17 protein-coding genes are annotated in these 18,041 nt (G+C 31.2%); 16 read left to right on the plus strand and 1 reads right to left on the minus strand.

What is annotated here, in order from left to right:
• Positions 1 to 231 precede the first annotated feature (231 nt).
• The 3 genes from OO775_RS03780 to OO775_RS03790 are packed head-to-tail and all read left to right on the plus strand — an operon-like array spanning position 232 to position 1,419.
• The gene (locus OO775_RS03780) at positions 232 to 867 is read left to right on the plus strand and encodes a peroxiredoxin (RefSeq protein WP_264845681.1); all 636 of its coding nucleotides are present in this window, start codon (positions 232 to 234) and stop codon (positions 865 to 867) included.
• A 2-nt stretch (positions 868 to 869) separates the two neighbouring features.
• Positions 870 to 1,181, plus strand: coding sequence for a thioredoxin family protein (locus OO775_RS03785; protein WP_264845682.1), 312 nt, complete (start codon positions 870 to 872; stop codon positions 1,179 to 1,181).
• Positions 1,162 to 1,419 (plus strand): DUF6952 family protein, encoded by a 258-nt coding sequence (locus OO775_RS03790; RefSeq protein WP_264845683.1) that lies wholly within the window; start codon positions 1,162 to 1,164, stop codon positions 1,417 to 1,419. The genes OO775_RS03785 and OO775_RS03790 overlap by 20 nt, the downstream gene beginning before the upstream one ends.
• A gap of 109 nt (positions 1,420 to 1,528) precedes the next feature.
• Here the strand turns inward: OO775_RS03790 and OO775_RS03795 are convergent, their stop codons facing one another.
• Positions 1,529 to 3,703, minus strand: a complete 2,175-nt coding sequence (locus tag OO775_RS03795; RefSeq protein WP_422851671.1) for an endonuclease MutS2 — start codon at positions 3,701 to 3,703, stop codon at positions 1,529 to 1,531.
• Positions 3,704 to 3,901: 198 nt separating this feature from the next.
• Between OO775_RS03795 and ccoG the strand changes: the two genes are divergently transcribed.
• From ccoG to OO775_RS03860, 13 genes are all read left to right on the plus strand, one after another.
• Entirely contained in the window at positions 3,902 to 5,317 is a 1,416-nt protein-coding gene (ccoG, locus tag OO775_RS03800) for a cytochrome c oxidase accessory protein CcoG (protein WP_264845684.1), read from the plus strand.
• A gap of 164 nt (positions 5,318 to 5,481) precedes the next feature.
• The gene (locus OO775_RS03805) at positions 5,482 to 7,911 is read left to right on the plus strand and encodes an SLBB domain-containing protein (protein WP_264845685.1); all 2,430 of its coding nucleotides are present in this window, start codon (positions 5,482 to 5,484) and stop codon (positions 7,909 to 7,911) included.
• Between the two features lies 1 nt (position 7,912).
• Positions 7,913 to 9,019 (plus strand): Wzz/FepE/Etk N-terminal domain-containing protein, encoded by a 1,107-nt coding sequence (locus OO775_RS03810; protein ID WP_264845686.1) that lies wholly within the window; start codon positions 7,913 to 7,915, stop codon positions 9,017 to 9,019.
• Positions 8,994 to 10,343 (plus strand): MFS transporter, encoded by a 1,350-nt coding sequence (locus tag OO775_RS03815; RefSeq protein WP_264845687.1) that lies wholly within the window; start codon positions 8,994 to 8,996, stop codon positions 10,341 to 10,343. The genes OO775_RS03810 and OO775_RS03815 overlap by 26 nt, the downstream gene beginning before the upstream one ends.
• Before the next feature lie 20 nt (positions 10,344 to 10,363).
• Positions 10,364 to 11,011, plus strand: a complete 648-nt coding sequence (locus OO775_RS03820; protein ID WP_264845688.1) for a hypothetical protein — start codon at positions 10,364 to 10,366, stop codon at positions 11,009 to 11,011.
• A gap of 76 nt (positions 11,012 to 11,087) precedes the next feature.
• Positions 11,088 to 11,567 (plus strand): META domain-containing protein, encoded by a 480-nt coding sequence (locus OO775_RS03825; RefSeq protein ID WP_264845689.1) that lies wholly within the window; start codon positions 11,088 to 11,090, stop codon positions 11,565 to 11,567.
• Between the two features lie 501 nt (positions 11,568 to 12,068).
• Complete coding sequence (gene corA / locus OO775_RS03830; RefSeq protein WP_264845690.1) at positions 12,069 to 13,142, plus strand: magnesium/cobalt transporter CorA; 1,074 nt, start codon at positions 12,069 to 12,071, stop codon at positions 13,140 to 13,142.
• A gap of 88 nt (positions 13,143 to 13,230) precedes the next feature.
• On the plus strand, positions 13,231 to 14,028 hold the full coding sequence (locus OO775_RS03835; RefSeq protein ID WP_264845691.1) for an outer membrane protein assembly factor BamD: 798 nt from the start codon (positions 13,231 to 13,233) through the stop codon (positions 14,026 to 14,028).
• A 6-nt stretch (positions 14,029 to 14,034) separates the two neighbouring features.
• Positions 14,035 to 14,370: a DNA-directed RNA polymerase subunit omega gene (locus tag OO775_RS03840; RefSeq protein ID WP_264845692.1), complete on the plus strand. Its 336-nt coding sequence runs from the start codon at positions 14,035 to 14,037 to the stop codon at positions 14,368 to 14,370.
• Between the two features lie 3 nt (positions 14,371 to 14,373).
• Complete coding sequence (coaBC, locus tag OO775_RS03845) at positions 14,374 to 15,576, plus strand: bifunctional phosphopantothenoylcysteine decarboxylase/phosphopantothenate--cysteine ligase CoaBC (RefSeq protein ID WP_264845693.1); 1,203 nt, start codon at positions 14,374 to 14,376, stop codon at positions 15,574 to 15,576.
• Positions 15,573 to 16,457, plus strand: a complete 885-nt coding sequence (gene porD, locus OO775_RS03850; protein WP_264845694.1) for a type IX secretion system protein PorD — start codon at positions 15,573 to 15,575, stop codon at positions 16,455 to 16,457. Before coaBC ends, porD begins: the two co-directional genes overlap by 4 nt.
• A 141-nt stretch (positions 16,458 to 16,598) precedes the next feature.
• On the plus strand, positions 16,599 to 17,285 hold the full coding sequence (locus OO775_RS03855; protein WP_264845695.1) for an RluA family pseudouridine synthase: 687 nt from the start codon (positions 16,599 to 16,601) through the stop codon (positions 17,283 to 17,285).
• 147 nt (positions 17,286 to 17,432) lie between these two features.
• A complete protein-coding gene (locus OO775_RS03860; RefSeq protein WP_264845696.1) occupies positions 17,433 to 18,041 on the plus strand; it encodes a Maf family nucleotide pyrophosphatase in 609 nt (202 codons plus the stop codon).

An 18,041-nucleotide genomic window follows, 5' to 3' on the forward strand; every position in this document is an offset into this window, starting at 1 on the left:
AAAATTTATTTGTTATTTCAGTTTATTATTAGCTAAACTTGTATTTCTCCAAGTGAGAATCGCTAACGTCTTACTATTTGATGTTTTATAAAGTATTATGATTTCAAAAATAAAAATATAAATAAAATCTATTTACGTATAGAATAAATCAATATAAATATGATTTTCTACTAAGAAAAAAGTTTTAATTTTGCATCGAAAATAAAAGTTTAATTAAAAAAATAAAGTTATATGTCATTTGTAGGAAAAAAATTCCCAAACATCGATGTAAATGCAATGAGCGAAATGGGAGATGCTCACAAAATAAATGTTTTTGAAGAGGCAGTTAATAAAAAGAAAAAAGTACTTCTTTTTTGGTATCCGAAAGATTTTACCTTCGTTTGTCCCACTGAATTACATGCTTTTCAAGAAGCTCTTAGCGAATTTGAAGCACGTAATACCCGTGTTATCGGTGCATCGTGCGATACAGCCGAAGTTCATTTTGCGTGGCTTAATACTACCAAGGATAATGGAGGTATAGAAGGAGTTACGTATCCAATTTTAGCTGATACCAATCGGAATTTGGCTCGGATACTCGGAATTTTAGATTCAGAAGAAGTTTTTGATGAAACAACACAAACGTACAAATTGATAGGTGATGATGTAACCTATCGAGCCACTTATCTAATTGATGAAACAGGAAAAGTTTTCCATGAAAGTATCAATGATATGCCTCTTGGACGTAATGTAAAAGAATATCTTCGCCTGATTGATGCCTATACTCATGTGCAAAAGCACGGAGAAGTATGCCCTGCTAACTGGGAAGAAGGTAAAGATGCGATGAATGCCGATAGAAATGGAGTGGCTAATTATTTAAAAACACACTAAGTATGGAAGAATTACAACAAGACAATTTGCAAGAAATTGTTGCTTCAAATGATATTATTTTTGTTCAATACGGAGCAGGTTGGTGTGGAAATTGTAAAATAATGAAGCCAAAATTTAAAAAATTCGCTTCTGAAATAACAACTGCAAAATTTTATTATATAGATGCTGAAAAATTTCCTCAATCGCGCCAGTTAGCTAAGGTCGATAACTTGCCAACATTTGCAGCTTTCAGAAATGGAGCACTTGTATGTCAAGTACAAACAAATAAAGCAGAATCGTTAAAACAATTTATTGATGAAATTACCGCTAATTAAGCATATTACGCAATTTATTGCGGATAATGACCAAGATTATATCATTGAAACTATTGAAACACTCGAAAACTTGATAGAGTGTGATAATTTGAAAGATGAAGAGCTTGATGTTATTGGTGAATTGTTATCCAATTTTTATGGAGCTATTGAAGTTGATACAATGATAAAACAAGGTATTCCGCAGAAAGAAGCACTCAATACGTTTATGAAGCGTGTTGTTGGCTCAATAGATAAATAGAAGTTTCATAATTTTTTGATTTTAAATTTTTTTGAAAAACTAAATCTCATTTTGAGGTTTAGTTTTTTTATTTGCCAGTCAATAGAAGTGAAAAACTTTTAGATAGAATTTATTTTCCTACAAATTCTAATTGAGAGATATCAACCATTGTTGTGAAAAGTCCGTAGTTGATAACAGCTTTTTGTTTTTCTATTTTGTCAATTGTCCCGATAGATTTACTTTCTTTTATTCGTACTCTATCGCCTATTTTTAGAGCTCGTTGTTGTTGTAGTTTTTCTTTTTTCTCTGATAGTTCTTGTTTCTTTTTTTCTACTTTTTTTTGCTCACGGATAATGCTAATTTCTTGAATAACTTCTTTTTCAAGAGATTTTTGTAACTCTTTTTGTTGTTGTTTCTCTTGCTTAGTTTTGATTTTACGTTTGCTGTTTTCTGTTTCAACAATTTTCAAAAAATCAGAAATAAGTGGGCGTCTTTTTTTATCTTCAAAATATCTTTCGGCAATATCATTTACTTTTTTACCTAAATAAATAAGCTGCTGATTTTGGTCGTAAAGTTCTTGATAATTAACGAGTTTCGACTGAATTTTGTCATTCAGTTGCTCCAATCGCTTGGCTTCTTCCCGAGCTTTGGTTTCTTCTTCTTTGAGCGATGAAGAGTTTTTTTCCATAATGCTTCTTTCCTTTTGCAGGCGTGCAATCGTAGCATCGAAGCGGACTTTGTTTGTTTCAATTTTCTTTTTTGCCCGATTGATAAGCCCGAAAGGAATACCATTTTTCTGAGCCACCTCAAAGGTAAAAGAGCTACCAGCTTCACCGACAATTAGCTTATAGATAGGTTCGAGCGTTTTGTTATTGAAAAGCATATTAGCATTGCTTGTATGGGGAAGTTCATCAGCAAGGATTTTCAGATTGGCATAGTGGGTTGTAATAACTCCAAAAGCCTTGCGATGGTAAAATTCTTCCAAGAATGTTTCTGCCAATGCACCACCAAGTTCAGGGTCTGAACCTGTTCCAAATTCGTCAATTAGAAAAAGTGTTTTATCGTTACATTTTTTCAAAAAATAATTCATATTTTTGAGGCGATAACTATATGTACTAAGGTGATTTTCAATGGATTGATTGTCACCAATATCGGTTAGAATTAGCTCAAAAAGGCACATTTTGCTAAGGCGATGCACTGGCACAAGCATACCGCTTTGGAGCATTAGTTGCAATAATCCAATGGTTTTTAGAGTAATGCTTTTCCCTCCAGCATTAGGACCTGAAATCACAATAATACGTGAATTATCTGATAATGATATGGTTTGAGCAAATGTTTGGATGCCCTTTTTCTGATTGTTCAAAAATAACAAAGGGTGAAAAGCATCTTTTAATTCCAAAAGGCGCTCTTGGGTTATTTCTGGTAACAGAGAGTTCGTTTTTTGAGCAAATTGAGCTTTGGCTGAAATCGTATCAATTTGAGTTAAATACGCTTGATAATTTTGTAATAATTCTGCGTAGGGTCGTAAAAAATTAGTTAAATTTTGAAGAATTTTCAAGATTTCTTCTTTTTCTTCAAACAAAAGATTATTCAATTCACGTGAATAATGTTCAGTTGTTTGTGGTTCAATAAAAACGATACTTCCTGTTTTGGAAGTTCCTAATACAGAGCCTTTTACTTTGCGTCTGTACATAGATTTGACAGCTAAAACTCGTCGATGCTCAATAACTGATTCGCGAATATCATCTAAGTAATCGGCTGTAAAATATTCAGATAAAGCTTTCGAAAAACTTTGGTTAATTTTAACTTTTAAATTACTAATTTGCTCTCGAATAGAAGATAATGTAGGCGAAGCATTGTTTTTTATTTCGCCAAATTTGTCAATAATTTTATCAATTTCAGTACTAATATCTTTTGTAAAAATCACATTTTCAGAGAGCTGGAATAGCTTAGGGTAGTAGTCGTTAAATTTTTTTAAGAATGCAATATGCGTATTAACGGTTTCCGAAATCGTTTTTATTTTGCGAAAACTTGTTATTTCTAAGGTTGTATTTTCAATTGCCAAAAATTTTATTTCAGTCGAAATAGAATCAAAATAATGAGATGGAATACTATTATTATTTTCAAATGAAGAGAGATATTCGTTGGTTTGTTGCAAAGCGATTAAGAGTTGTTCTCTATCTACAAAAGGTTTGATATTCAGTGTATTATCTTTCCCAGAATCAGTGATACACAATTGTGAAACAAAAGAAAGAAGTGTGTCAAATTCTAAATCTTGTAAGGTTTTGTTATGTATGTCTTTCATTGTATTTTTAAGATTAAATCCAAATTTAGCAAGCGACAAAAATACATAAAAAATAAAATGTATTGAAAGAAATATAAATAAATCTTTTTGGGAAATAGATTTATTCCAAATAAGCTATTTTTTTTGAAAAATTTGGGTAAAACTTGAATTAATAATGTGAAAAATATGTACCTTTGCCCCGTATTAAGTAAGATTATTATGGTCATTCAAGAAGAAGAATTTCGCAATACGATAGGAACGGTTGATAAAGACGGAAAGCGACTTTGGGCTTTTCCTAAAAAACCCAAGGGAGTATATTACAAATATCGCAAATATGTAAGTTATTTATTATTGATTTTTTTATTTGCAGCTCCTTTTGTTAAAATAGATGGAAATCAGTTTTTGATGTTCAATATTTTGGAACGGCGGTTTAATATTTTTGGTTTTCCTTTTTGGCCACAAGATTTTTATCTTTTTGTAATCTCACTTATCATAGGAGTAGTTTTTATTACACTTTTTACAGTGGCTTTTGGTCGTATTTTCTGTGGTTGGATATGCCCGCAAACTATTTTTATGGAAATGGTTTTTCGCCGTATTGAGTATTGGATTGATGGTGATAGAAATGCACAAATGAAATTGGATAAACAACCCTGGAATGCTGAAAAAATACGCAAACGTGCACTCAAATGGCTGATTTTTTTCCTGATTTCGTTTGTAATTGCCAATATATTTTTAGCGTATTTGATAGGTAGCGATCAATTACTTTTGTACATTAGTGAAGGGCCGTTAAATCATTGGCGTGTTTTTGTATCTCTTCTTATTTTTACAGGTGTTTTTTATTTTATATTTGCTTGGTTTCGAGAACAAGTATGTATAATTGCTTGCCCCTATGGGCGATTACAAGGGGTACTTTTAGATACACAATCGATAGTGGTAGCATATGATTACAAGCGTGGAGAAGCTGAAAACGGACGCAAAAAGTTCCGTAAAAATGAAGATAGAAAAGCACTTGGATATGGCGATTGTATTGATTGTTTCCAATGCGTACACGTATGTCCTACAAATATTGATATCCGTAATGGAACACAACTCGAATGCATCAATTGCACTGCTTGTATTGACGCTTGTGATGAAGTAATGATAAAATCAGGTATGCCCAAAGGGCTTATTCGTTATGCTAGCGAAAAAGAAATTGCCCAAAAAGAAAAATTCCGATTTACAGCTCGTATGAAAGGCTATACTGCTGTACTTTCTATTCTTATAGGGATACTTATCGGTATGCTTTTCCTAAGAAGTGATGTACAAGCCAATATACTCCGATTACCTGGGCAGTTATATCAGAAAGAAGGAGAAATAATAAGTAATGTTTATACTTACAAAATTATTAATAAAACCACACATAGTTTTGATAATATTACTTTCAAAATCGTAGAACCCAAGCAAGCAACAATACAAATTGTTGGAGATCAGAATATAACACTTCCTAAACAAGGATTAGCACAAGGTACTCTTTTTATAAGACTTGATGAGGCTTTTCTTGATAAGAAAAAAATAAAAGTAAAAATAGAAGTTTATAGTGAAAAACAGCGTATCGAAAGCACAACAACTATTTTTACAGGACCTAAAACATTTTGATTATTTTTTTGAAAAAGAAGTTGCTTCAAATGTAAGGCAACTTCTTTTTACAAAATGATTTTTTAAATTTTAGTGGTAAATGCAACTAAATAAAAAAATGATTTTTTTTTGTAATATTCAGTTTATATTTTTACTTTTGCACATTACTATATAAGACTTTTGAAGTGAAAAAAATAGGATTAGTATTTTTGTTTAGTTTCATATTGGGAATATGGCAAATTACAGCCCAAGAGATAGATTTGTCGCAATTTTCCAATGTGAATGTAGATAAACTATCTGATAATCAGATACGTGCATATTGGGAAAAAGCCCAAAAAGGAGGATACACTCTTGATGATTTGGAAATGGCAGCTCGTATAAAACAAGTTCCCGAAATACAAATTACAAAACTCAAACAACGTATTTTGAGGCTTCCTGTTACTACAACAACTTCTCGAAATCAAAAAAAATCAGATATAAAAAAAGAAGATTCTTTTGGTTTAACAGGATATGAAAGAGATTCTATTTCCAAAGATTCTGTTTATAAAAACCATAAAAGTAAAATTTTTGGCTATAATTTTTTTCAAAATCCTAAGATATCATTTACTCCCAATCAAAATATGCCTACTCCCGAAAATTATGTAATAGGTACTGGCGATGAACTATTGGTTGAAGTATGGGGAGCAACTGAAAGTAATTCCACACAGAAGGTTGATAATCAGGGAGATATAACATTTGATATGGTTGGAAAAATTCGTGTAGGAGGGCTTACTTTTAGTCAATCCAAAGAAAGAATAAAATCTGCATTACGACAAATATACTCAGGAATAGGAGCTGCTGACGGAAGTTATAATAAAGTATATACAAGTGTTTCACTTGCTAATATTCGTACGGTCAAAGTGAATATTATAGGAGAAGTTGCAGCGCCAGGTACATATTCTCTTAGTGCATTATCAACGGTAATTAACGCTCTGTATGCTAGTGGAGGTCCAACCGAATCGGGTTCTTTTCGTAATGTACAACTTATTCGTAATGGAAAAAAAATAGCTATATTTGATATTTATGAATTTTTGATGGCAGGCTCTGAGCAGGGTAATTTATCTCTCAATGACCAAGATGTAATACTAGTTCCTGCATATGAAAATCAGGTAGAAGTTAAAGGAAATGTAAAACGAGAAGGAATTTACGAACTGAAAGCAGGAGAAACATTAACGAACTTAGAGCGTTATTTTGGTGGATTCAAATCAAATGCTTACAAAGAAAATTTAATTATAGAACGTATTACAGGTGCTAGACGCGAAGTGAAAGAAATTCCGTATTCGTTAGCTTCTTCTTTTGAAATGAAAGGTGGAGATAAACTCATAGTACACGAATTATCCGATGTTTTCCATAACCGATTAAGTATCGGAGGAGCCGTGTATCAACCTGGAAATTATGCATATAGCGAGGGAATGTCTGCCTTAGATTTAATACAAAGAGCGGCAGGACTTCGTCAAGAAGCCTATTTAGATAGAGGAATTATTTTCCGTTTGAATGATGGTGTTGAAAAACAATCTATCAATTTTTCGGTGCGTAATTTGTTAAATAAATCAGAAAATATTTTACTGCAACAGAACGATAGTATTCATATTTTTCATCGAGATAGTATTACCAAACGATATTTTGTAAGTATAGAGGGAGCCGTGAGAAATCCTCAACGAATTCCTTATATGCAAGGAATAAAAATAGAAGATTTAATTGTTATTGCAGGTGGATTTAAAGAAGGAGCAGATCCTACAACGATTCAGGTGGGAAGACAAACCAATGATGAAACATTCAAAACTATTAGTGAAGTGTATGACGTATCCCTTTCTGATGATATGAAAAATTCTTCTAATAGTATAGAACTTTTACCTAATGATATAGTAACAGTTCGCTATAAAAAAGGATATACAAAACAACAAACTATACATATACAAGGAGAAGTTTTGTATCCGGGATTCTACGTGATTAAAAACAAAGATGAACGAATTTCTGATATTATTGCACGTGCAGGAGGCTTTTCTCCATATGCGTATCTGCAAGGAGGTACTCTTATTCGTAAAAAAATAGATGTAAGTGAAAAAGAACAAGAAAAACTAATAAAAGAACTTGAAAAACTTGCTTCACAAGGAAAATTAACTTCGTTAGAAGAAGAAAAAACAACTTATCGTGTAGGGATAAATTTGGAACAAATAATTAAAAATAAAGGTTCTTACCAAGATTTGATTTTAAAAGAAGATGATGTATTACTTATTCCATCTGAAAAACAAACTGTTGAGGTTAAAGGGAATGTTCTTTCTCCTTCAATGATTCGTTATCAAAAAGGAAAAACAACACGTTCGTACATTAACAATGCAGGCGGATTTGCAAATAATGCCCAAAAACGCTCTGTATATGTTATTTACGCTAATGGAGATGTAAAAGGGACAAAGAAATTTTTATTTTTCAAAGGTTATCCCAAAGTAGCTCCAGGAGCCGTTGTAGTAGTTCCTGAAAAACCAGAGAGAAAAGGACTTACAGCTACCGAAACTGTAAGTATTACAACAGCTTTAACCACATTGGCTATCTTAATATATAATACATTTGCTAAATAAAATGAAACAAGATATTGAAAAAAAAGAAGAAATAGATTTATTAGAACTTCTGGCAAAAATATGGACAGGGCGTAAAACAATTCTTTATTGGTTTGTTATTTTTTTTATCTTGGGAGTATTTATTGCTATATTTTCTCCAAAAGAATATACAGCTAAAACAATTTTTGTACCACAATTATCTTCGGGGAATAAGTTATCAAGTGGGTTAGGAGGGTTGGCTGCTATGGCAGGTATAAGTTTAACAGGTGGAGCAAGTGAAGAAATATCACCATCAATTTACCCTAAAATAATTCAAAGTATTCCTTTTTTAAGAAAAATATCAGAGACTTTGATACAAGTAAAAGTATCTGAAAAACCTATTTCATATACCGAATATTATCAAAAATATCCACCTAAAAATGTATTGACAACAATTCAAAAATATACTATAGGTTTGCCTAGTCTTATTTTGCAAAGTGGAAAAACATCAACATCTCAAACACAATCACAAACTCAAATTTATCAAATATCTAGTGAGGAAGAAGTAATTTTTAATAAATTACAAGAGCAGTTACAACTTAATGTTAATGAAAAAGAAGGTATTGTAATATTGTCATTTTCAATGGAAGAGCCTTTGGCTGCTGCTCAAATGGCTATTCATGCTCAGGAGTATTTACAACAAACAATTACTGAATACAAAATTCAAAGAGCTAAAGAAAAACTTGATTTTATTCAGAGACGTTACGACGAGGCCCAAAAAGATTTTAAAGAAAAACAAATACGATTAGCTTCGTTTCAAGATAGTAATCGCGGACTTATTTCATCGCTTTCGCAGACACGTGTAACACAGCTACAATCAGAGTATAATTTGGCTTACAATGTATATTCAGAATTAGCAAAACAATTAGAAACTCAGAAGATACAAGTTAAAGAAGATACACCTGTATTTACAATAATTGAACCAGTAAGCATTCCTTTTCAAAAATCAAAACCAAAGCGAATTATGATTCTGGCTATTTGGAGTTTTTTGGGCATTATTATAGGTATTGGAGTTATTTTTGTTAAGGATTTTATTTCAAGTTTCAAAAAAAATCAGATTGTAAATGAAAACAGCGAAAGTTTTGCCTAAGGGGCATTCAAAATTACTTAATGCTTGGGCTTTTTACGATTGGGCAAACTCAGTATATAGTTTAACAATTGTTTCTGCTATTTTTCCTGTATTTTATGGAGCTTTATTCAAAATAGCTCAAACAAATCAGATACAACTTTTTGGTTATATGTTCAAAAGTACTGCAGTAATTACTTTCGTAACTGCTTTAGCTTTTGGTGTAGTGGCTGTATTATCTCCAATTCTTAGTGGAATAGCCGATTATTTAGGAAATAAAAAATCGTTTATGCGATTTTTTTGTTTTTTAGGGGGATTCTCTTGTATAGGATTGTATTGGTTTTCGCTTGAAAATATTTATTTTGGACTTAGTTGTTATTTTTTTGGAGTAATTGGATTTTGGGGCAGTATTGTATTTTATAATTCATATTTGCCTGATATAGCTTTTGCTCATCAATACGATAATTTAAGTGCCAAAGGATATATAATGGGATATATAGGAAGTGTTATCTTGTTGATATTCAATTTGATAATGATACAGAATCCAACATATTTCGGATTTTCCTCCCAAGGAAACGATATTGTATTACAAGTAATGCCTATTTCGTTCCTTATGGTGGGGATTTGGTGGATAGGTTTTGCTCAATATACATTTTATTATTTGCCAGAAAATAAATCAGGTAATAAGATTAAAACCAATATTATTTTCAACGGGTATAAAGAGTTAGTAAGTGTTCAAAAAAAATTGTTTCACAACAAGTTATTACGCAAATATTTAGTTGCTTTTTTTGTATTCAGTATGGGAGTACAAACTGTAATGCTTGTTGCAGCATATTTTGGAGAACAAGAAATTGCTTGGGAAACACAAAATAAAAAAGCAATAGGTTTGATAATCAGTATTTTACTAATTCAATTAGTAGCTATTTTAGGTGCAAAATGTACAGCAATACTTTCTGAAAAATATGGAAATATATCTACTCTAATAGGTATAAATATTGTTTGGACTATATTATGCATATTGGCCTTCTGGGTAACAACGCCTTTGCAATTTTACATAATGGCTGGTTTTGTAGGAATTATTATGGGAGGAATACAGGCTTTAGGTCGTTCAACCTATTCCAAATTTTTGCCTGAAACGACTGATACAACCTCTTTTTTTAGTTTTTATGATGTGGCTGAAAAAATAGGTATTGTTATAGGTATGGGTATTTATGGACTTATAGACCAATTAACAGGAAGTATGCGTAATTCGCTGATTTTCTTAGCAATGTTCTTTTTTGTTGGAGTTATTTTACTAATTTTTGTATATCAAGAACAAAGAAAACAAAATAATGAAATTTCGGCATAATTATTGTTGTTGAATTAAGTATGAAAAAGTTACTAATTATAGGATTATTTTTTATAAGCATTGGAGTTTATAGCCAACCGATTGAAAATCAGTCGAAACAAACTATTGTCGTAACTCCCAAAGAAGATGCTACTTGGCAGGCTCCCAAGACAAATATGTCATGGTGGAAAGCATATATTGACAAAAAAGAAAATCAGTTTATGAAATCAACAGAAAAAGGAATTGATTTCATAGGAGCTAATAAAAGTAAATATATACAGAAAAAATTTGAATTGCCTGAAAATGCCACAGGTGTCGAAAAGAAAAAAGATTCAGATTATAAAGCTACTAAACAAGATCAATATTTTGGAGAATATGTTAATAATGGCAAAATAGTTAATATTTACTGCAGAGATCATTCAACTATAGATGGTGATTTGGTTGATATTCTTCTCAATGATGAGGTTGTAATAAGTAATGTATATCTAACAGGAAATTTTGTAGGGTATTACATACCCTTAAAACCTGGGTTTAACAAAATTGAAGTTAGAGCTATAAATGAAGGTGAATATCAGCCTAATACAGCTCAGTTCAAAGTTATTGATGAAAATGGACAAACCTTGGTCAATGAATTGTGGAATTTGGCTGCAGGGTACAAGGCTCGATTTATTATTGTTAAAAATGAATAGTTTTTTTGACGATAATAAATAATTAATGTAATAAAAATTATAATAATAATATTAAATAAAAAAATAAGAAAAAAAAATGAAGCGATTAAAAAGTATAACTCTGATGATGAGTTTAATGGGGCTAACCTCTTGTACAACAAATACATCTACCTATAAACAAATTTATAGGATAAATGGTATAAAATCAGAATGTATGGTAGAAGAAATTGAAAAAAATAAAGAAAAAACTAAATTTCTCGAAGGAAAATGGGTATTAGAAAAGATGGCCAATACTTCTATAATAGTTACTAATCGACCAGAATTGGAAATAAATTTAGAAGAAAAAAGAATTAATGGCACGGGAGGGTGTAATCTTTATTTTGCAGATATAGAACAAGTTAATTCTAAAACTCTTCTCTTTGGTGTTATTGGTTCAACTCAAAAAATGTGTTATGAAGAAAATATTGAAAACGAATATTTTATGTTATTAGAAAAAACACATTATTTTCAAGTAGATCAAGAAAATTTAATTTTATTAAATAAAGAAAATAAACCTATTTTGACTTTTAAAAAATAATTTATTAAAAAGAATATAATACATCATAGCACGAAGAAATGTTAATAAATTAACGAAATAGTTTTGTTATTATTCAGACGAAGTAGAGTAGATATACTTTACTTCGTTTTTTATTTTAATTATTTTTTACCTCTGAAATATAAAATTAAAAAAGAAAAGGCTGAAATATTTTGTAGTTTTTATAAGTCTTAAAAATAACTTTTTTGCAATATAAATTTAATTTTAAAATATTGATTTTCAAATTATTAAATGTATAAATATAAATAAATAATTCAATTATAAAAAGTGTTTTTATGTTAATATGTTGATTTTTAATGTTTTAAACTATTTTAATAATGAAAAATAATACTTTTTTTATGTTTCTTAATTATTAATTATTTTGTTTTAAAACTTTAAATAATATATTTTATTTTATTATAAATCAGTATTTTATATTTATAAAAATAAAAATAAATGTTTTTTTGATTAAAAAATGGTATCTTTGCCCAAATTTTAACTCAAATGGGTAAAAAACAAAAACGGAAAATATCAAAATCACGAAAAACAGGAATGCCTCCCGGTTCGCTTGTTTATATCGGAAATCAAACTGATAAAAATGCAGTTATTGAAGTTTTTAATTACAATAAAGATTTTTGTATATCTAAAAATGTAACAACTGTCCAAGAAGCTGTTTCGTATTTGACAAAGAACTCCGTTACATGGATTAACGTCAATGGACTTACACAAACGGAAGTAATAGAAGAATTGGGTAAATATGCCCAATTACACTCTCTTTTTGTGGAAGATATTCTTAATACGGAGCATCGTCCTAAACTTGAAGTATCTGACCAAAATATATTTTTGATAATCAAAATGTTATATTTCACAGATGATGAACAGCTCCGAATAGAACACTTAGCAATATTGCTTCGAGAGAATTACGTTATTACTTTTCAAGAAGCCGATGGAGATGTTTTTGGACAACTTCGTAAGCGATTATCACAAGGTGAAGGTACAAATATTAGACAAAAATCAGCTGATTATTTAGTTTTTGGATTGCTTGATGCTGTGATTGACCATTATTATATAATTTCTGAAAAATTATCTCAACAAGTTGAAAATCAGGAAGATAATTTGATTGGAAATCCAAGCAAAGAACTAATTCCTCAAATACAAGAACTCAAGCGGGAAATCATTGCTATACGTAGAGCTATATTCCCGATGCGAGAGGTTATTAATCGATTAGAAAGAATATCACATCCGTTTTTATTGCCCGAAACCAAAACATATATTGCTGACCTTGGTGATCATATTTTGCAAATAACTGAAACGATTGATGTGTATCGAGAAATTACGTGGGGACTGATGGATATGTATATGAGTTCGATGAGTCATAAAATGAATATTATAATGAAAACACTAACCATTATTTCCGTGATTTTCATGCCATTAACATTCATTGTTGGGGTTTATGGTATGAATTTTGACTATATGCCAGAGTTGCATCATCCGTGGGGATACCCTATTGTGTGGGGTATTATGGTAAGCATTGTACTGGGAATGTTTTGGTTTTTTAAAAAGAAAAAATGGTGGTAATCAGTAAGTTATGTTTTTTTTGATTTGAAAAAAAATAAAGGAAAAAATATTATTTGAATAATACGAATATTTTAATTACTTTTGCCGAATGAATTGGAAAAGAATATACATTGTTTTAGGAATAACTGCTGTAATGTTATCTTCTTGTGGACAATATCAAAAAGTTCTCAAAACAGAAGATATGGCAGTTAAATACGAAATGGCAGAGAAGCTCTACAAACAGGGCGATTATTCGCGTGCCGAACGCTTGTTTAGCCAAATTCGTAGCCATTACTTAGGAAAACCACAAGGTGAACGTATTTTGTATATGCTTGCAGATACTTATTATCAGAAAAAAAATTATCTGCTTGCTGCCACTACTTATGAAAAACTTGTACAGCAATATCCTCGAAGTGAAAAGGCTGAAGAAGCAATGTTTTTAGAAGGCAAATGCTATTTTATAGAATCACCACGATATAGCTTAGACCAAACAGATACTTACAAAGCAGTGGATAAATTACAGAATTTTATTGATTATTATCCAAATTCGCAGTATATGCGCGAAGCTAATAATATGATGATTGAGCTTTTGACCAAATTGCAACAAAAAAGTTTTGAAATAGCCAAAGGATATAACAAAATAAAAGATTATCAAGCAGCTATCAAGGCATTGGACAATTTTCTGATAGAAAATCCAGGTACTACATTCAAAGAAGAGGCAATGTACCTAAAACTACATTCGGCTTATGAATTGGCTATCAATAGTGTAGCAAGTAAAGAAAAGCAACGTTTGCAAGATGCAAAATTGATTTATGAAGGGTTTGTAAAAAATTATCCTGAAACGCACTTCAAGGAAAAAGCAGACAAGATGAACAGTTTGATTATTAAAAGAATAAATGAATTATAATATATTATGAGTGAATTAAAAAGAAAAGAAGTACCTCAATCTACCATTACCTACGATAAGAATAAAGTTGATGAACCAACAGGTAATATCTACGAAGCAATTTCTGTAATTTCTAAGCGAGCTGCTCAAATAAATACCGAAATTAAAAAAGAATTGGTTGAAAAATTGGAAGAATTTGCAACGTATAACGATAGTTTGGAAGAAGTTTTTGAAAATAAAGAACAAATCGAAGTTTCTAAATATTACGAAAGACAACCCAAACCACAAGCTATTGCTGTAAAAGAATGGTTAGATGGCGAAATTTATTATCGTTATACCGATGATGAAAAAGAAGCAAACTAAGTAATGACTTCACTACAAGGCAAAAATATACTGCTGGGAATATCGGCAGGTATTGCCGCTTATAAAATAGCGAATTTGGTACGTTTGCTTGTCAAAAAACAGGCAAACGTTAAGGTCGTTATGTCCGAAAATGCAAAACAATTTGTATCTCCGCTTACACTTTCGGTACTTTCCAAAAATAAAATATACGATACTTTTTATACTACTGATAATCAGTGGAATAGCCACGTAGAGTTAGGTCTATGGGCTGATGCAATGGTCGTAGCTCCTGCTACGGCTAATACATTAGCCAAAATGGCAAATGGAATATGTGATAACTTACTAATTGCCACTTATTTATCAGCAAAATGTCCTGTCTTTTTTGCTCCTACAATGGATTTAGATATGTACAAACATCCTACCTCTACAAAGAATATTGAAACCTTACAATCTTTTGGAAATCAGCTTATTGCAAGTAATTATGGTGAACTTGCAAGCGGACTGATAGGAGAGGGGAGAATGGCAGAACCCGAAGAAATATTGACCCGCCTTGAAGCGTATTTTTCGGATAATCAAATGCTTGTAGGTAAAAAAGTACTTCTTACGGCAGGACCTACTTACGAAAATATAGACCCTGTACGATTTGTAGGCAATTATTCTTCTGGAAAAATGGGAATAGCTCTTGCTAATGCCGCAGCAGCTATGGGGGCTTCGGTGGAGCTTGTTTTAGGCCCTGTTTCGCAACAATATATTGATCCACGTGTGCAAGTAATACAAGTGCGAAGTGCTTCGGATATGTATAAGGCTGTTAATGAACGATTTACTTATATGGATATCGCTATTTTGGCAGCAGCAGTGGCAGATTACACTCCAAAAGAAAAAGCAGAACATAAAATAAAAAAATCAGGCGAAAATTTAATTCTTGAATTGGTCAAAACAAAAGATATTTTGGCTTCTCTGGGGCAAAAAAAACAACCTCATCAGAAACTTATTGGTTTTGCATTGGAAACTCAAAACGAATTGGACAATGCCAAAGATAAAATTCTCCGTAAAAATTTAGATGCTATTGTTTTGAATTCGCTCAATGACCAAGGCGCAGGTTTTGCCACAGATACTAATAAGGTAACGTTTATCACAGCTCAAATGGAAGAATATCCTTTACCTTTAAAACCTAAAACAGAGCTTGCTTATGAGATTATAAATTTAATAATAAAGTATTGTAAATGAGAAAGATATATTTATTTTTATGTTGTTTTGTAAGTCTTATTGTTTCAGGACAAGAATTGGTTTGTCAAATAACTGTAAATACACAACAAGTCAATCAGACCAATCAGCAAATATTTAAAACGTTGGAAAAATCGGTACAAGAATTGGTCAATCGTACGCAATGGACTTCTCTGAAAGTATTACCCAATGAAAAAATACAATGTTCGCTTGTTTTTACAATAACCGGTTATGAAAACAATCGAATAACTGCCGATGTTCAAATACAATCTTCACGTCCTGTTTATAATAGTGTGTATCAGTCCAATATATTGAATTACAGAGAGAAATCGGTAGTTTTCACATACTTGGAAAACGAGCCTTTGTTTTTTAATCTCAATACCTATACATCGGAACTTACTTCATTAGTTGCTTATTATGCACTTTTGATAATAGGCTTCGATGCAGATACTTTTGCACTTGGTGGCGGAAATCCATATTATCGAGAGGCACATTCGGTTGTTCTCAATGCGCAAGTTAGTGGAAATGCAGCTTGGCAACAATCAGGAGATAATAATCGTTGGCAATTAGTAACAGATTTATTAGCAGCCGAAAATGATTTTTTTCATGAAGTATTGTATAATTATCATCGTAAAGGATTGGATATATTAACAACTGATGAAACAGCTTGCAAAGAAGTAATTAAGCAAACTATTTTGCTATTTGACAAAAAAAATACTAATAGATTAAATCGAATGTTACCACAACTATTTTTTGATGCCAAATCAGATGAAATAGCACAGATTTTCTCATCGGGAAAAACCATTACAGGTATGCAAGAGCTAAAATCTGCCTTAGAAAGGTTAGTTCCTTTGGCAACTAACAAATGGCAAACTTTGAAATAATAAAAAAATAAAAGATGGATTTATTAAATAAAAGGAGATTTCAAAAAGAAATCTCTTTTTTATTGTTTCAAAATAGAAAAAGTATAGATTATTTCTCAGAATTTCGTATCTTTGTCTTGTTTTGAATGTTTTTTATTAAAAATGGTTTCAACCAAAGACAATTTACAAATTTTGTACGAAGATAATCATATACTGATAATTAACAAACGTGCAGGAGATATCGTACAAGGAGATAAGACAGGAGATGTACCTCTTAGTGAAATAGCCAAGCAATATCTAAAAGAGAAATATAATAAAAAAGGAAATGTATATTTGGGGGTTGTGCATCGTCTTGATCGCCCTACTACGGGAATTGTCGTATTTGCTAAAACTTCCAAAGTATTGCCTCGACTAAATAGTCTTTTTGCAGATAAAGATAAAGTTTTGAAAAAATATTGGGCAGTTTTGGAAAAAAACCAAACCCTAAAAACAACTGAAACTTTGACACATTGGCTTGTACGTAATCCTAAGCAGAACAAATCGAAAGCATTTGATAAAGAAGTTTCAGATAGTAAAAAATCAATTTTACAATATCGTATTTTACAAACTTTGGATAGATATTATTTGGTTGAAGTTCAGTTATTTACAGGACGACATCATCAGATACGGAGTCAATTATCAACCTTGCAATGTCCTATAAAAGGAGATGTAAAATATGGAGCGAAACGAATAAATTCCGATGCAAGCATTCACTTGCATGCTCGCGAAATTCGTTTTTTGCATCCTATTAAAAAAGAAGAAATTCATATAATTGCTCCCGTTCCCGATTTATGGAAACCATTTGTATAATTACATTTAAGCATGTAAGATTTCTCGATTTCACTCGAAATGACAAATTTGATTTTATTTTAAAAAACAACATGATAAGACTTTAAAAAAAATTGATAGCAGATTATCAAATATATTTAATTTTCTTTAAATAATAAATAGAAAAAAATGATATCACTTTATGAAAAATTAGCTCATTTCAATATTATTTTGGCTACACTTTCACCAAGAAGACATCAATTTTTCAAAGATTTGAATATTGCTTTTGAATCGCGAGTAAAACCGATTGATGAACAATATCCTTCAGAGCTAAAAGCTAGTCAAATAACTGATTATATTGCTCAAAAAAAAGCAACTGCTTTTTACGAAGAACTTACTGAGAAGGATATTCTGATAACTTCCGATACGCTCGTGTGGATTGACAATCAGGCATTGGGCAAACCTTCTAACTATCATCAAGCTGAGAGATTACTCAAATGGTTATCAGGTAGAACGCATCAAGTTATTACCTCGGTGTGTTTTACAACCACTCTTTCGCAGCGAACTATCAACGAAACAACATTGGTTACTTTCAGAGAACTTTCTCAAGAAGAAATTGATTTTTATTTGCAAACATACAAACCTTATGACAAAGCTGGAGCGTATGGCATTCAGGAGTGGATTGGCTTTGTTGGAATTACCCGTATTGAAGGTTCTTATAACAATGTTGTGGGGTTTCCTACACATCGATTATTCAATGAATTGAATCGTATTGTAGAAGAAAAAATGAAAAACTGA

It is taken from the genome of Capnocytophaga catalasegens (genome assembly GCF_026005215.1).
Taxonomy (GTDB): domain Bacteria; phylum Bacteroidota; class Bacteroidia; order Flavobacteriales; family Flavobacteriaceae; genus Capnocytophaga; species Capnocytophaga catalasegens.

What these genes read in the sequence shown, in the direction of transcription:
- OO775_RS03780 (WP_264845681.1), top strand. Translation starts at nt 232, where the DNA reads ATGTCATTTGTAGGAAAAAAATTCCCAAACATCGATGTAAATGCAATG.
- OO775_RS03785 (WP_264845682.1), top strand. Translation starts at nt 870, where the DNA reads ATGGAAGAATTACAACAAGACAATTTGCAAGAAATTGTTGCTTCAAAT.
- OO775_RS03790 (WP_264845683.1), top strand. Translation starts at nt 1,162, where the DNA reads ATGAAATTACCGCTAATTAAGCATATTACGCAATTTATTGCGGATAAT.
- OO775_RS03795 (WP_422851671.1), bottom strand. Translation starts at nt 3,703, where the DNA reads ATGAAAGACATACATAACAAAACCTTACAAGATTTAGAATTTGACACA.
- ccoG (WP_264845684.1), top strand. Translation starts at nt 3,902, where the DNA reads ATGGTCATTCAAGAAGAAGAATTTCGCAATACGATAGGAACGGTTGAT.
- OO775_RS03810 (WP_264845686.1), top strand. Translation starts at nt 7,913, where the DNA reads ATGAAACAAGATATTGAAAAAAAAGAAGAAATAGATTTATTAGAACTT.
- OO775_RS03815 (WP_264845687.1), top strand. Translation starts at nt 8,994, where the DNA reads ATGAAAACAGCGAAAGTTTTGCCTAAGGGGCATTCAAAATTACTTAAT.
- OO775_RS03820 (WP_264845688.1), top strand. Translation starts at nt 10,364, where the DNA reads ATGAAAAAGTTACTAATTATAGGATTATTTTTTATAAGCATTGGAGTT.
- OO775_RS03825 (WP_264845689.1), top strand. Translation starts at nt 11,088, where the DNA reads ATGAAGCGATTAAAAAGTATAACTCTGATGATGAGTTTAATGGGGCTA.
- corA (WP_264845690.1), top strand. Translation starts at nt 12,069, where the DNA reads ATGGGTAAAAAACAAAAACGGAAAATATCAAAATCACGAAAAACAGGA.
- OO775_RS03835 (WP_264845691.1), top strand. Translation starts at nt 13,231, where the DNA reads ATGAATTGGAAAAGAATATACATTGTTTTAGGAATAACTGCTGTAATG.
- OO775_RS03840 (WP_264845692.1), top strand. Translation starts at nt 14,035, where the DNA reads ATGAGTGAATTAAAAAGAAAAGAAGTACCTCAATCTACCATTACCTAC.
- coaBC (WP_264845693.1), top strand. Translation starts at nt 14,374, where the DNA reads ATGACTTCACTACAAGGCAAAAATATACTGCTGGGAATATCGGCAGGT.
- porD (WP_264845694.1), top strand. Translation starts at nt 15,573, where the DNA reads ATGAGAAAGATATATTTATTTTTATGTTGTTTTGTAAGTCTTATTGTT.
- OO775_RS03855 (WP_264845695.1), top strand. Translation starts at nt 16,599, where the DNA reads ATGGTTTCAACCAAAGACAATTTACAAATTTTGTACGAAGATAATCAT.
- OO775_RS03860 (WP_264845696.1), top strand. Translation starts at nt 17,433, where the DNA reads ATGATATCACTTTATGAAAAATTAGCTCATTTCAATATTATTTTGGCT.